Source organism: Rhizobium sp. 32-5/1 (assembly GCF_029537235.1).
GTDB lineage: Bacteria > Pseudomonadota > Alphaproteobacteria > Rhizobiales > Rhizobiaceae > Pararhizobium.
On sequence record NZ_CP120638.1, the window covers coordinates 348,439 to 362,052 of the forward strand.

12 protein-coding genes and 4 pseudogenes are annotated in these 13,614 nt (G+C 59.1%); 4 read left to right on the plus strand and 12 right to left on the minus strand.

The features are described from left to right. Window positions 1-4: 4 nt before the first annotated feature. The 5 genes and pseudogenes from frr to P6U16_RS01775 form a co-directional block, all read right to left on the minus strand. Window positions 5-565: a ribosome recycling factor gene (frr, locus tag P6U16_RS01750; protein ID WP_277702385.1), complete on the minus strand. Its 561-nt coding sequence runs from the start codon at window positions 563-565 to the stop codon at window positions 5-7. A gap of 62 nt (window positions 566-627) precedes the next feature. Beyond that, window positions 628-1,349, minus strand: a pseudogene (pyrH, locus tag P6U16_RS28265) (UMP kinase). 180 nt (window positions 1,350-1,529) lie between these two features. Beyond that, entirely contained in the window at window positions 1,530-2,456 is a 927-nt protein-coding gene (tsf, locus tag P6U16_RS01765; RefSeq protein ID WP_277702386.1) for a translation elongation factor Ts, read from the minus strand. 257 nt (window positions 2,457-2,713) lie between these two features. Next, window positions 2,714-3,481 (minus strand): 30S ribosomal protein S2, encoded by a 768-nt coding sequence (rpsB, locus tag P6U16_RS01770; RefSeq protein ID WP_277702387.1) that lies wholly within the window; start codon window positions 3,479-3,481, stop codon window positions 2,714-2,716. A 198-nt stretch (window positions 3,482-3,679) separates the two neighbouring features. Next, on the minus strand, window positions 3,680-4,507 hold the full coding sequence (locus P6U16_RS01775) for a cell envelope integrity EipB family protein (RefSeq protein WP_277702388.1): 828 nt from the start codon (window positions 4,505-4,507) through the stop codon (window positions 3,680-3,682). Window positions 4,508-4,657: 150 nt separating this feature from the next. Here P6U16_RS01775 and P6U16_RS01780 point away from each other — a divergent pair, with 150 nt between their 5' ends. The 4 genes and pseudogenes from P6U16_RS01780 to P6U16_RS01795 form a co-directional block, all read left to right on the plus strand. Beyond that, complete coding sequence (locus P6U16_RS01780; protein ID WP_277702389.1) at window positions 4,658-5,125, plus strand: RidA family protein; 468 nt, start codon at window positions 4,658-4,660, stop codon at window positions 5,123-5,125. A gap of 16 nt (window positions 5,126-5,141) precedes the next feature. After that, complete coding sequence (locus P6U16_RS01785; protein ID WP_277702390.1) at window positions 5,142-5,867, plus strand: glycerophosphodiester phosphodiesterase; 726 nt, start codon at window positions 5,142-5,144, stop codon at window positions 5,865-5,867. Window positions 5,868-5,895: 28 nt separating this feature from the next. Beyond that, window positions 5,896-7,070: pseudogene (locus tag P6U16_RS01790) on the plus strand (GNAT family N-acetyltransferase). Window positions 7,071-7,152: 82 nt separating this feature from the next. Further along, window positions 7,153-7,542, plus strand: a pseudogene (locus P6U16_RS01795) (HIT domain-containing protein); the annotation flags it as partial. Between the two features lie 21 nt (window positions 7,543-7,563). Here P6U16_RS01795 and P6U16_RS01800 read toward each other — a convergent pair. The 7 genes and pseudogenes from P6U16_RS01800 to cysE all read right to left on the minus strand — a co-directional run bounded on the left by P6U16_RS01800 (window position 7,564) and on the right by cysE (window position 13,590). Next, entirely contained in the window at window positions 7,564-7,935 is a 372-nt protein-coding gene (locus tag P6U16_RS01800) for an AzlD domain-containing protein (protein WP_277702392.1), read from the minus strand. After that, on the minus strand, window positions 7,905-8,642 hold the full coding sequence (locus P6U16_RS01805; RefSeq protein WP_277702393.1) for an AzlC family ABC transporter permease: 738 nt from the start codon (window positions 8,640-8,642) through the stop codon (window positions 7,905-7,907). The genes P6U16_RS01800 and P6U16_RS01805 overlap by 31 nt, the downstream gene beginning before the upstream one ends. 81 nt (window positions 8,643-8,723) lie before the next feature. Next, a pseudogene (gene clpA, locus P6U16_RS01810) lies at window positions 8,724-11,263 on the minus strand (ATP-dependent Clp protease ATP-binding subunit ClpA). 10 nt (window positions 11,264-11,273) lie between these two features. Further along, complete coding sequence (gene clpS, locus P6U16_RS01815; RefSeq protein ID WP_277702394.1) at window positions 11,274-11,627, minus strand: ATP-dependent Clp protease adapter ClpS; 354 nt, start codon at window positions 11,625-11,627, stop codon at window positions 11,274-11,276. 250 nt (window positions 11,628-11,877) lie between these two features. Beyond that, the gene (locus P6U16_RS01820) at window positions 11,878-12,231 is read right to left on the minus strand and encodes a phasin family protein (RefSeq protein WP_277702395.1); all 354 of its coding nucleotides are present in this window, start codon (window positions 12,229-12,231) and stop codon (window positions 11,878-11,880) included. A 230-nt stretch (window positions 12,232-12,461) separates the two neighbouring features. Continuing rightward, a complete protein-coding gene (locus P6U16_RS01825; RefSeq protein ID WP_277702396.1) occupies window positions 12,462-12,665 on the minus strand; it encodes a DUF3126 family protein in 204 nt (67 codons plus the stop codon). A gap of 94 nt (window positions 12,666-12,759) precedes the next feature. Next, entirely contained in the window at window positions 12,760-13,590 is an 831-nt protein-coding gene (gene cysE, locus P6U16_RS01830; protein ID WP_277702397.1) for a serine O-acetyltransferase, read from the minus strand. Between the last annotated feature and the right edge of the window lie 24 nt (window positions 13,591-13,614).

Here is a 13,614-nt window from a genome sequence, read left to right on the forward strand (position 1 = left end):
CGGACTAGACCTGCATGATTTCCTTTTCCTTGTCGGCGAGCAAGCGGTCGATGTCGGAAATCATATCGTCGGTGATTTTCTGAACCTTTTCGGACTGGCTACGGCTGACATCCTGACCGATGACGCCATCCTTTTCAGCCTTCTTCAAGCCGTCCATGCCGTCGCGGCGAACGTTGCGAATGGCGATCTTTGCTTTTTCGCTATAGTCATGCGCCACCTTGACGAGCGACTTGCGGCGCTCCTCGTTGAGTTCTGGCAATGGAATGCGAAGGTTCTGGCCATCGACGATCGGGTTGAGGCCGAGGTTCGATTCACGGATGGCCCGATCCACGGCATTCACCATCGACTTGTCCCAGATGGAAACACCCAGCATGCGCGACTCAGGCACCGTGATGTTGGCGACCTGATTGAGAGGAACGCGCGAACCATAGGCTTCCACCATCACAGGATCGAGCACGTTCGCAGAGGCGCGACCGGTACGCAGGGATGCGATATCGCTCTTGAACGCGTTAATTGCGCCATCCATGCGGCGCTTCAGGTCATTCAGGTCAATACCTTCACTCATGGATCAAACTCCCGTTTTCTCTGTCAACGCGAACGGTCCCGTCAGAACCGTCCGTCAGGCTTTCAATTGTCGGTTACGATGGTGCCGCGACCGCCGCCGGTCAAGATTTCCGCGAATCCACCCTTCTCATGGATGGAGAAGACGATGATCGGAATGCTGTTTTCGCGCGCCAGCGCCACGGCGGCGACGTCCATGACGGCCAGCCCCTTGTTTAGCACTTCGCTATGCGTGAGGCGGTCGAAGCGGGTGGCAGCCGGATCCTTCTTCGGATCGGCGGAGTAGATGCCATCAACCTGCGTGCCTTTGAAGATTGCCTCAGCGCCCATTTCTGCTGCTCGCAAGGCGGCTGCCGAATCGGTCGTGAAAAACGGATTGCCCGTGCCGCCGGCAAAGATAACAACGCGGCCGAGCGACAGATGGTAGAGCGTCGCGCGCTGGGAAAACTCTCGCAGATTTCCGGCATGGCGATGGCGGACAGAACGACCGTGTCGATATTCTGTTTGCGGAGCGAAGTGGCGAGCGCAAGCGCGTTGATCACGGTTGCCAGCATGCCCATATGGTCGCCGGTAACCCGATCGCCGCCCTTGGACGCGACGGCCACGCCGCGAAAGATGTTGCCGCCTCCGACTACCACGCCGACTTCCACGCCCATCGCACGAGCTTCTGCGATATCGGAAGCAATGCGATCGGCGACCGCAACGTCGATCCCAAATCCCTGGCTTCCCATCAGGGCTTCGCCCGAGGCTTTCAGCAGCACGCGTTTGTAGAGAGGTTTGGCCGACATCGTCACTCCTGAAAAGAAGGCTACATGCGCGCGGCATGCGAAAAATGAATACGATTGACAGGGCTCATGCCGGCCGCATGGCAATCCACGGGCGACGGAGACCAATGATGAAGCCGGATACACGAAGGGCACCGCGTTGTCACGCGATGCCCTTTTGTTTTCCCAATCAGGATGAAGAAATCAGCCCTTGGCGACAGCAGCCACTTCAGCGGCGAAATCGCTTTCTTCCTTTTCGACACCTTCGCCGAGGAGAAGACGGGCCATGCCGGTCACTTCGATCGGCGCGCCGACCGTCTTTTCAGCTTCCTTGATCGCCGCTTCGACTGTCAGCTCAGGGTTCATGACGAAAGCCTGCGAGAGAAGAGCGACTTCTTCGAAGAACTTGCGCATGCGACCATCAACCATCTTTTCGATGATGTTGTCCGGCTTGCCGGAAGCGCGCGACTGCTCGATGAAGATGTTGCGCTCGCGCTCGGCGACAGCCGGGTCGACTTCGCTCGAACGGATAGCCAGCGGGTTGGTCGCCGCGACATGCATGGCAACCTGGCGGCCGATTGTGTTCAGGGCATCCTTGTCACCGGTCGACTTCAGGGCGATGAGAACGCCGAGCTTGCCAAGACCGTCAGCAACAGCATTGTGGACATAGGTGGCAACAACGCCGTCTTCAACGGATAGCAGAGCAGCGCGACGCAGAGCCATGTTCTCGCCGATCGTTGCGATCGCATCGGTGATGCTTTCGCCGACAGACTTGCCGGTGGCCGGGTAGTTGGCGGCGCTGATCGTTTCGACAGTACCGTCGGTTTCAATGGCAACCTTGGCGATGCCACGGACGAGATCCTGGAAGGCATCGTTACGGGCGACGAAGTCGGTCTCGGAGTTCAGTTCGATGACAACGGCCTTGGTGCCGCTGGAGGCGATACCGATCAAGCCTTCGGCAGCCGCACGGCCAGACTTCTTGTCGGCCTTGGCAATGCCCTTGGCGCGCAGCCAGTCGATCGCGGCTTCCATGTCGCCGTTGGTTTCGCCGAGTGCCTTCTTGCAATCCATCATGCCTGCGCCGGTCTTTTCGCGCAGTTCCTTCACCATTGCTGCAGTAATAGTACTCATCTTTTTTGCCTCTTCGTTTGTTCGTCTGGTGTGCTGCCAGAAGACCGGCGCACCACCAGGAGGATGTGGCAGGGCATGACCCCTGAATGTGACATCGTGATGAAGTGATCATCACGACGGATGCACTGGAAACCGCCGGATATCGCCGGCAAACCCAGATACCAAAAAGAACAAGGCCGTTCACTTCCTCAGTCGCAAACGGCCTCGTCCTGATTTTATGGTAAGCGCCGGCGGAGCGGGTCCGCCGGCTGGCCTGATCAGGCTTCGGCTGCTTCTTCGAGTGCCGGTTCGACCGGCAGTTCGGCGGAAGCGCCGAGATCGCGACCGGAAGCGCCCTGCTGACGGGCAATGCCGTCAAGCGCTGCACGCGAGATCAGATCGCAATAGAGCGAAATGGCGCGCGAAGCGTCGTCGTTGCCGGGGATCGGGTAATCGATGCGGTCCGGGTCGCAGTTCGAATCGATGATCGCGACGACCGGGATGCCGAGACGCTTTGCTTCGTCGATGGCGATCGATTCCTTGTTGGTGTCGATGATGAACATCAGGTCCGGAACGCCGCCCATGTCGCGGATACCGCCGAGTGCGCGGTTGAGCTTTTCACGCTCGCGCTCCAGGTTCAGGCGTTCCTTCTTGGTGAAGCCCGAAGCTTCCGAGTTCAGGATTTCGTCGAGCTTGCGCAGGCGCTGGATCGAGTTCGAAATCGTCTTCCAGTTGGTCATCATGCCGCCGAGCCAGCGCGCATTGACGTAATACTGGGCCGAACGCTTGGCAGCGTCAGCAATGATTTCGGATGCCTGGCGCTTGGTGCCGACGAACAGAACGCGGCCGCCCTTGGCTACCGTGTCGCTGACCATCTGCAGCGCGCGCGACAGCATCGGAACCGTCTGAGCGAGGTCGATGATGTGAACGTTGGAACGATCGCCGAAGATGTACGGCTTCATTTTCGGGTTCCAGCGATGAGTCTGGTGGCCGAAGTGAACGCCAGCTTCCAGAAGCTGACGCATGCTAAAATCAGGCAATGCCATGCCTTTTTCTCCTTTTCCGGTTGAACCTCCGCAAGGCAAACAGCACTCTCTTCGAAAGTGCCACCGGGTGGAACTGACCGGATTTCTCCCGGACGGCCCCAAACCTTACGTGTGGAATGGGCTGGCCATACAAGCTGTCGGCCGATAAATCAAGTCTGGATGCGGGAAATGTGACGCCTGCCTAAAAGTGGCGCCCGTCTACTTGCATTCCTCGGTCTTGAACATTTCGAGGTCGGCCAGTTTGCCACTCAGGACAAAATCGCCGTAGTCCATGGTCAGATCCCGGGTGATGCCGTTGTCGTATAGCTTGAACTGCATGCGGTAGATCGGCAGGGCGTCGCCGCTCGCCTCATCGTTGAAATAGGCGATGTTGACAGGCCAATAGGACTTGGCCGCCATGGCGCCTGCTTTTCCAACATCCGCGTCATCCGGCTTGGGCTGTTGCGCCTTGCCGACCATGGTGGTGGTGATCAGCGTCTTGTCGCCGGCATCCGATCCGTCGAAGATCCGCGATTCGAACAATGTTTCGCCCTTCTTCGCGCGGTCGATGACTTCCATCATATGTTCTGTCGGAAAAAGGCTTTGGGCAAGATCCACCTGTCGCTTGTCCGGCGCCGTCAGGTCGACTGTCACACCCTTGTCGGCTTCATGCGCGGAGCCGCGAACTTCCTTGTCGAGTTTCTCGTCGGTGAAGGAGCGCGTCAGAAAACGAAAGTTGCCACTCTTGATGTCTTCATAGGTAGTCGTCTGCTGATCGGTCAACTTGACCTCGTCGCCGGTATCGACCTGCGTCACGAAGCGGAAACTAACTGTATAGCCTTCGCAGGCGGATCCGTTGAATTCATAGACCATACGCCCATACATGCCGGCAATGCCGGAGCGATCGGAGGCATCCTTCAGTTCCAGGTCATAGACGGCACGATGCGGCACGAGGATGCTGGCCGAAGCCGCACCGGCGCCGCCGGATGTCATGACAAAGAAACAAGCCCCTGCCACACTGGCTGAGACAAAGTCTGAACGAAACATCCGTTTCCTCCTGTTGGACTCGCCAGCGATGTTATAAGAACGCATTCGGCGAAAGCGAGGCATGCCCCGTGAAGGGTACATTATCACTTCATGGATTTTGCTTTGCATGCAGCATTTGAAAACAAAAGACAACAATCACCGGAGTTATCCATGTCCGTAGAGATCGAAGCACGCATCAGAGACTTAGGGATCACCCTGCCGCAGGCCGCCGCACCGGCTGCCAACTACGTGCCCTACGTGATCAGCGGATCGCATCTTTATATCTCTGGGCAGCTGCCAATGGACAACGGCAAGATCGGCGTGACGGGTCACCTCGGCAAGGATGTGGACGTGGCTTCGGGCCAGCGCGCAGCCGAACTTTGCGCGATCAACATTCTGGCCCAGGCAAAGGCGGCGCTCGGCGGCGACCTCGGTCGTATCGGCCGGATCGTCAAGATCAACGGTTTTGTTGCCTCCGCACCTGATTTCATCGAGCAGCATCTGGTGATCAACGGTGCATCCAACCTTCTGGTGAAGATCCTCGGCGATGCCGGCATCCATGCCCGCGCCGCCGTGGGCATGGCCTCCCTGCCCTTCAACGCCGCCGTCGAGATCGACGCCATCATCGAAATCGCCTGATCAGGATCGCATCCCCATGAAAGACCTGTCCTGGCTGACAGCACAGCCGGTCGCCCATCGCGGCTACCACGACATGAACAAGACCATCTGGGAGAACACGCTCCCGGCCTTTTCCCGCGCCGTCGAAGCCGGTTTCGCCATCGAATGCGACCTGCAATACACCGCCGACAGCGTTCCGGTCGTCTTTCACGACGACGACATGCAGCGGCTGTGCGGCATCAAGGGCGATATTCGCGCCAGGACGGCCGGAGAACTCGGACTAACCGCCATCGGCGGAACGACCGACAAGGTACCGACGCTTGGTGCCCTGCTGCGGCTGGTCAAGGGCCGGGTGCCGATCATTCTCGAACTGAAAGGCCGCAAGGGCGACGACGAGGGCTTTGCCGCCGCCGTCCTCGAAGCACTGGAAGACTATTCCGGTCCCGTCGCGCTGATGAGCTTCGATCACTGGCTGTTGAAGGACCTGAAGGCGCTCGACCCCGCGGTTCCGATCGGACTGACGGCGGAAGGCGCCAAACCCGACACATTTGTCGTTCACGAAGAAGCGATGCAGCTCGGGCTTGATTTCATTTCCTATTTTTACGGGCATCTGCCAAATTCCTTCATCACGAAGCAAAGGTCGATGCGCATGCCTGTTATCACTTGGACGGTCCGTGACGACGCAGGGGTCGAACGCACCTTCGCGGAGGCCGACCAGATGACGTTCGAAGGCTTCGATCCAAGAGAAAAGGTCATCGCGTAAGGCATGGCAGGCGACGTCAGGATCTCGCATCGAAACGTCCTTCAAGGATATTTCCCCGGAGAGCTGGAACACGCTGTCCGGGGCCTCGAAAGGTCAATCCGGGGCCGCTTACAATCCCTTCGTCTCGCATGCCTATCTCTCGTCGCTGGAAGAGTCCGGCTCGGCCACCGCCGTAACCGGATGGCTCGGCCAGCACCTGCTGCTCGAAAATGACGCGGATACGCTTGATGGCGCGCTCATCTGCTACATGAAAAACCACAGCCAGGGCGAATACGTCTTCGATCACGCCTGGGCCGACGCTTTCGAGCGGGCCGGCGGGCGCTATTACCCCAAGCTGCAGTGCTCGGTGCCCTTCACACCGGCCACCGGCCCTCGCCTGCTGCATGCCGCTGGAAGCGACCAAAGCGCGGTGCAGGCAGGTCTCGCTGCCGGCCTCAAGGAACTCGCGCGGCGACATTCGATCTCCTCGGCGCATGTCACCTTCCTGCCGGCTGACGAGGTTTCAGCGCTTGAGGATTCCGGCTTCCTGCATCGCACCGACCAGCAATTCCATTTTGCCAATGCCGGCTACGGTTGCCATGACGACTTCCTGGAGACGCTTGCGTCGCGCAAGCGTAAGGCCTTGAAGAAGGAGCGTCGCGCAGCACTGGAAAATGGCATCAGCATCGACTGGTTGACGGGCAAGGACCTGACGGAAGAGATCTGGGATCAGTTTTTCGCCTTCTATTCCGACACCGGCAGCCGCAAGTGGGGCCGTCCCTATCTGACGCGCAAATTCTACTCGCTGATCGGCGAGCGCATGGCCGACGATATTCTGCTTGTCATGGCCAAGCGAGACGGCCGCTATATCGCCGGCGCCATCAACTTCATCGGTGGCGATGCGCTTTACGGCCGCCACTGGGGGCGATCGAGGATCATCCCTTCCTGCACTTCGAGGTCTGCTATCATCAGGCGATCGATTTCGCGATTGCCAAGGGACTGGCCCGCGTCGAGGCCGGCGCACAAGGCGAACACAAGCTCGCCCGCGGCTACCTGCCGGTCACGACCCATTCGGCCCATTTCATCACGCATCCGGGGCTGTCCCGCGCCGTCGCCGATTATCTCAGGCGTGAGCGCCAGGAGGTCGAGCAGATCGGCGAAATCCTCAGCGACCACAGCCCGTTCCGCAAAGGCGAGCGGCAGGATCCGGATCGCGACGATTGACGGATCTCGATGTATATCAAGATTTCAGGGAGACAGATCGATGACCAGCGCCAGCTATGACACCGGCAATATTTTCGCCAAAATCCTGCGCGGCGAAATTCCCGCGCACAAGGTTTATGAAGACGAGGCAACGCTGGCCTTCATGGATGTCATGCCGCAGGCGGAAGGCCATGTTCTCGTCATCCCGAAGGCCACATCGCGCAACATTCTCGATGCGGAGCCGGCAAACCTTGCCGCTTTGATTGCGGTCGTCCAGAAAGTGGCCGTCGCAGCGCAGGACGCCTTCGACGCCGACGGCATAACGATCATGCAGTTCAACGAGGCGCCGGCCGGACAATCAGTCTTCCACCTGCATTTCCACGTCATTCCGCGCAAGGAAGGCGCCGCGCTGAAGCCGCATTCGGGCAAGATGGAAGATAGCGCAGTGCTTGCAGCCAATGCAGCAAAGATCCGGGCGGCTTTTGCCGGCTGACCAAACCGGTTATCGCCGCGTTCAGAAACCCAGCCAGAGCAGCCCGGTCGCCAGGACGGCAATCGCCGTGGCGATGCCCACGGCGGGCTTCTGGCGTCCGACGAAAAAGGCGATCGTGCCGATGATGACCGCGCCCAAGCGAAGCCAGAGCGGCGACTGCTCAAGCACGCCGGTCGGATAGAGGATGAGCTTGGCGACGACGGCAGCGACCAGTGCCGTCGCCACCGCCCTCACCCAGTTCAGCGCCTCGGAATCCTCCTTCAGCCGGTTGCCGGCCACCACGCCAAGCCATCGCCAGATATCCGTCGCCAGCCAGCCGGCGATTGCGATGAAGAGATAAGCCCACCAGCCGTCGTCCCAGCTCATGCCCGCACCTCCCGGCGCTTGCGCCATGTCCGCTCCAGCGCCCAGGCCAATGTTCCGCCCCCGGCACCGGCAAGGAGAATGTCGAATTCCGGCGCCAGCCAGTAGAACAGCGGCCCGGCGACAAGGCCGATCGCCAGCGCCACATAGATGACCGGATGCCGGGCGGAACTCCAGATAGACGCCAGAAAATAGACCGGCGTCAGGAAGAACAGGCAGCCGGCGACAACAGGCGGAAACTCGGCAACGAAGCGGTAGACAAGCGCCACCAGCGCCATATTGGCCAGAACCAGCGTGATGCCGAAGCCGGCGAAGAAGGTGACACGATGCTGGCGTGGGACGGCTTGAACACGCTCCATGGCAAAAACCCAAGCGGTGATCGCGACAAAATGCGAGAGAACAAGCAGGAGCCAGGTGGGGGTGCGGGTCGTGCGGATTTCCGGGACGAGTGCCGCCACCATCGGCATCAGCCGGATCGAGGAGAGTGTTACGGCAATGAACGCCGTCAACAGGTTTGCTCCGCTCATGATCGAACTGACAAGGATCACCTTGGCCGGCAGCGCCCAGACGGCGCCGATCATGAAAATCACCTGCTCCAGCGGCGCACCGGCCTGAGCGGTGAAGGCGCAGAAGCCGACGAAGGACAGCATCAGGATCATTGCCGGCAGGCTGACGATGCCGCGCATGCCGGCGAGAAACCACGCGCGGCCCGTTCCCTCGTCCCGGCTCTCTTCCATCCGAACTTCCAAATATGCAATCCCCGCAAAAATCAGTGCCGGACGATGACGCCCGGCACTGATCGATCGTTGCGGCTCCGCTTACTTCTTGCGCGGAACCTTGGGCACTGTGCGACCCCTGCGAGGGCTTTCGGGCGTCTCGTCTGCGGGCGGCACTGCCGTTGTTACCTCCGGCTCGGTCACCGCTGCGGCCTTGACCGCCTTTTTCGGCTTTGCCTTGGTCTCAGGCTCGGCGCCGACGGTTTCGACTTCACGGATCTTTGCCGCCTTGGCAGGCTTGCGAACCGGATTGACGACTTCGGCCTTCGGCTTGATCCGAGCGGTTTCCGGAACCGAATCGAGGATCAGGCCCTTGCTGCCATCCGGTTTCGTGCCAACGGTGACCTTGACGACACCGCCCTTCTTGAGCTTGCCGAACAGGATCTCATCGGCCAGCGGCTTCTTGATGCTTTCCTGGATGACACGCGACAGTGGCCGGGCACCCATCTTTTCGTCATAGCCCTTCTCGGCCAGCCAGGCGATCGCTTCTTCCTGCAGGTCGAAGGTGACGTTGCGTTCGGCAAGCTGCGTTTCGAGCTGCATGACGAACTTCTGCACGACTTGATGGATGACCTGCGTCGGCAGCGAGGCAAACGGGATCACCGCATCGAGACGGTTGCGGAATTCAGGCGTGAACAGGCGGTTGAGGGCCTCCACGTCGTCGCCCTCGCGCTTGGCCGAGCCGAAACCGAATGCGGCCTTGGCCATTTCCGATGCGCCCGCATTGGTCGTCATGATCAGGATGACGTTGCGGAAATCGATCTTCTTGCCGTTGTGGTCGGTGAGAGAGCCATGGTCCATGACCTGCAACAGGATGTTGAACAGATCCGGATGCGCTTTCTCGATTTCATCGAGCAGCAGGACGGAATGCGGATGCTGGTCGATACCATCGGTCAGCAAGCCGCCCTGGTCGAAGCCGACATAGCCGGGAGGGGCACCGAGCAGGCGCGAAACCGTGTGCCGCTCCATGTATTCCGACATGTCGAAGCGGATCAGTTCCACGCCGAGTGATGCAGCCAACTGCTTGGCAACTTCCGTCTTGCCGACGCCGGTCGGGCCGGAGAAGACATAGGAGCCGATCGGCTTGTTGGGCTCGCGCAGGCCAGCACGGGCCAGCTTGATCGCCGATGACAGCGCTTCAATGGCGAGATCCTGGCCATAGACCACCGAGCGCAGTTCCTTTTCCAGATTGGCGAGAACAGTCTCGTCGTCCTTGGAAACGGTTTTCGGCGGGATACGGGCCATCGTGGCGATCGTCGCCTCGATTTCCTTCTCGGTGATCAGCTTGCGGCGCTTACCGACAGGCAGCAGCATCTGCGCCGCACCGGTCTCGTCGATCACGTCGATCGCCTTGTCCGGCAGCTTGCGGTCATTGATGTAGCGGGCCGAAAGCTCAACCGCCGACTTGATCGCCTCGTTGGAATATTTCAGCTTGTGATAGTCTTCGAAATACGGCTTCAGCCCCTTCATGATGGCGATTGCATCATCGATGCTCGGCTCCACGACGTCGATCTTCTGGAAGCGACGCACAAGCGCCCGGTCCTTCTCGAAGAACTGACGGTATTCCTTGTAGGTGGTCGAGCCGATGCAGCGGATCGCCCCCGAGGACAAAGCCGGCTTCAAAGGTTGGACGCGTCCATGGCACCGCCGGACGTCGCACCGGCACCAATGACGGTGTGGATCTCGTCGATGAACAGCACGGCGCCCGGATACTCCTCGAGTTCCTTGACCACCTGCTTCAGACGCTCCTCGAAATCGCCGCGATAGCGGGTGCCGGCAAGCAGCGTGCCCATGTCGAGCGAAAAGATCGTCGCATCCTGAAGCGCTTCCGGAACCTTCTTCTCGACGATGCGCTTGGCGAGGCCTTCGGCGATCGCCGTCTTGCCGACGCCCGGATCGCCGACGTAAAGCGGATTGTTCTTCGAGCGACGGCACAGGATCTGGATTGTCCGGTTGACTTCGGAGTGGCGTCCGATCAGCGGATCGATCTTGCCGACCTTGGCCTTCTCATTGAGGTTGACGCAATAGGCCGTCAGGGCGTCCTGCTGCTTCTTGGCGCCCTGTTCGTCCTGGTCACGGGGTGCCTTCTGCTCGGATTCCGGCTCGTCGCCGCCGCGCGGCGGCCGTTGTTCCGAGGCGCCGGGACGCTTGCCTATGCCATGCGAGATGAAGTTGACGGCGTCGTAACGCGTCATCTCCTGCTCCTGCAGGAAATAGGCCGCGTGGCTCTCGCGCTCGGCAAAGATCGCGACCAGCACGTTGGCACCGGTCACCTCTTCGCGCCCGGACGACTGGACGTGAATGACGGCGCGCTGGATGACCCGCTGGAAGCCGGCCGTGGGTTTGGAATCCTCGTCATAGCCCGTGACCAGATTGCCGAGTTCATTGTCGACATAATCGGACACGGTCTTGCGCAAGCTGTCGAGATTGACGTTGCAGGCGCCCATGACGGCTGCTGCATCCGCGTCATCGATCAATGCCAACAGAAGGTGCTCGAGCGTCGCATATTCGTGGTGGCGCTCATTGGCCAAAGTCAGAGCCTGATGCAACGCCTTTTCAAGGCTTGTTGAAAATGTTGGCACGTTCAGTTCCTCATTTCTTTTCCATGACGCATTGCAGCGGGTGCTGATGTTCGCGGGCGAAGTCCATCACCTGCGTCACTTTGGTTTCGGCCACCTCGTAGGTAAAAACGCCGCATTCACCCACGCCGTGATTGTGAACATGGAGCATGATGTGCGTGGCCGCCTCGCGATCCTTCTGGAAGAAACGCTCCAGGATGTGGATCACGAATTCCATCGGCGTGTAGTCGTCGTTCAGAAGCAGGACACGATACAGGCTCGGCTTCTTCGTCTTGGGCTTTGTCCGGGTGATAACGGAGGTGCCACGGTTGGCATTGTCCCCGTCTCCCTCGCTGCTCTTTTGCATCCGGACCGGCATGGCGATCATTCTTCTTCATTCCCTTGAACAGCCGCAAAGCGTGGGAGCGAGTTGCGGCCTGTGCGTGACACTTAATCTAGTGGTTCTTTTTCAGATTTTAAGACTGTTCTTCCGCACTGCAATCACATTTGCATTTGGAGACGCAAGATTGACCACCTTTCCCTAGGGTATCCCCGCTTGATCCATCCTGCAAACAACAAAAAACCGGCTGCAGGTCTCGCAGCCGGTTTAGGTCTAGCAAATCTCGCTGTCGTGCAGCTTACGCCGCAACGGCAGCCTTGGCAGCTGCAGTCGCCTTGGCGACTGGTGCCTCGTACGGCTTGTATGCGCCCTTGGCGAGGTCGGCATACATTTCGCCGATCTTCGTCGCTTCCGAGACGTAGCCTTCATAGGCGGACTTGACGTAACCGGTCTGAAGTTCGAGAGCGGCTTCGACACTCTTCACGCTCGACAGCTTTTCGACATGGGCAATGCTGTCTTCGAAGGACTTCTTGGAATAATCGGCAGCTTCGGTCGCGATTGCCTGAAAAGCCTTCGTCATCGCCGAATAGCTTTTCATCATCGTATCCATGGCTTCTTTGCTTTTCTTGTTCGCGTCTTCGAAATTAAACATCCGGTTGCTCCTTATTGCCGGCGGATCGTGAATACAGCTTAGGTGCATCGCACAATAAAGTCAATATATGCGTGCACCGCAATAAAGCGCAGCGATTGCAACGACTTGATGAAAATCGATGAAATTCTGGCGAAATTCGGCAAATTTTGGAGAAAAAAGTATGATTTTTCATAAAAAATCCGCCCTGACTGCTCAGGACGGATGAAATTTCGAAAAATCCAAGCGGGTGCTTAGAGGTCGATGTCGAGGATCGCCATGGAGAAGCTGTAGGACAGTTCGCCATCTTCCTCGTCGCGAAAGACCACGCCGAGAAACTCGTCCTCAAGATAGACTTCGGCGGATTCATCCTTTTTCGCACGCGCCTTGATGACCATTCCCTGATTGAATGTGCGCTTGAAATAGGCTTCCAGCTTTCTGATTTCTTCGGGCTTCAAGTCTCGTCTCCAGTGCAGTTTGATTTGCGCCGCTTCTCGCATGGAGGCTCAAGCGCTGTAAACCCCTTTGGGCGGAAGATGGATTGGAAGGCGGTCAGATTTCAAAGGTCGTTGCCAGCAACTGATCCATCGATCGCGATGGTTCGGAGCAGCCAGCTTCACCCACCACGCGGGCCGGGACGCCGGCAACCGTGGTTTTGGGCGGCACCGGTTTCAGCACCACGGAACCTGCCGCAACCCGCGAGCAATTGCCGATATGGATATTGCCGAGGATTTTTGCCCCCGCACCAATCAGCACGCCATTGCCGATCTTCGGATGACGGTCGCTGCCCTCCTTGCCGGTTCCGCCCAGCGTTACGCCGTGAAGGATCGAGACATTATCGCCGATCACAGCCGTTTCGCCGACCACAAGCCCGGTGGCGTGATCAAGGAAGATGCCCTTGCCGATCCGCGCTGCGGGATTGATGTCCGTCTGGAAAACCGAGGACGAGCGGCTCTGCAGGTAGAGCGCCAGATCGCGTCGGCCATGCTCCAGCAGCCAATGGGCCAGCCGGTGCGTCTGGATGGCGTGAAATCCCTTGAAATAGAGGATGACTTCCATGAACCGCGTGCAGGCCGGATCGCGATCATAAACCGCCTGGATATCGACGCGCAGGATCGTGCCCCATTCCGGCCAGTCGCTGCGCATTTCGGCAAAAGTCTGCCGCAAAAGGTTGGCCTGTAGGTCTGGATGATCAAGGCGCTCGCAGATGCGGTGGATCACCGCCTCTTCAAGTGAATGCTGGTTGATGATCGTCGAATACAAAAAAGCGGCCAGCAGCGGCTCTTGCTCGGAGGCGGTACGTGCCTCCTGCTGCAGGCTGTCCCATATCGGGTCCATGGCTTTTACGGTCTCGGCATGGCGTAGTTCGGTCGTGGCGACCATCGTCGCTCTCCTTCATAGTCCGTC

What these genes read in the sequence shown, in the direction of transcription:
- frr (WP_277702385.1), bottom strand. Translation starts at nt 565, where the DNA reads ATGAGTGAAGGTATTGACCTGAATGACCTGAAGCGCCGCATGGATGGC.
- tsf (WP_277702386.1), bottom strand. Translation starts at nt 2,456, where the DNA reads ATGAGTACTATTACTGCAGCAATGGTGAAGGAACTGCGCGAAAAGACC.
- rpsB (WP_277702387.1), bottom strand. Translation starts at nt 3,481, where the DNA reads ATGGCATTGCCTGATTTTAGCATGCGTCAGCTTCTGGAAGCTGGCGTT.
- P6U16_RS01775 (WP_277702388.1), bottom strand. Translation starts at nt 4,507, where the DNA reads ATGTTTCGTTCAGACTTTGTCTCAGCCAGTGTGGCAGGGGCTTGTTTC.
- P6U16_RS01780 (WP_277702389.1), top strand. Translation starts at nt 4,658, where the DNA reads ATGTCCGTAGAGATCGAAGCACGCATCAGAGACTTAGGGATCACCCTG.
- P6U16_RS01785 (WP_277702390.1), top strand. Translation starts at nt 5,142, where the DNA reads ATGAAAGACCTGTCCTGGCTGACAGCACAGCCGGTCGCCCATCGCGGC.
- P6U16_RS01800 (WP_277702392.1), bottom strand. Translation starts at nt 7,935, where the DNA reads ATGGCGCAAGCGCCGGGAGGTGCGGGCATGAGCTGGGACGACGGCTGG.
- P6U16_RS01805 (WP_277702393.1), bottom strand. Translation starts at nt 8,642, where the DNA reads ATGGAAGAGAGCCGGGACGAGGGAACGGGCCGCGCGTGGTTTCTCGCC.
- clpS (WP_277702394.1), bottom strand. Translation starts at nt 11,627, where the DNA reads ATGATCGCCATGCCGGTCCGGATGCAAAAGAGCAGCGAGGGAGACGGG.
- P6U16_RS01820 (WP_277702395.1), bottom strand. Translation starts at nt 12,231, where the DNA reads ATGTTTAATTTCGAAGACGCGAACAAGAAAAGCAAAGAAGCCATGGAT.
- cysE (WP_277702397.1), bottom strand. Translation starts at nt 13,590, where the DNA reads ATGGTCGCCACGACCGAACTACGCCATGCCGAGACCGTAAAAGCCATG.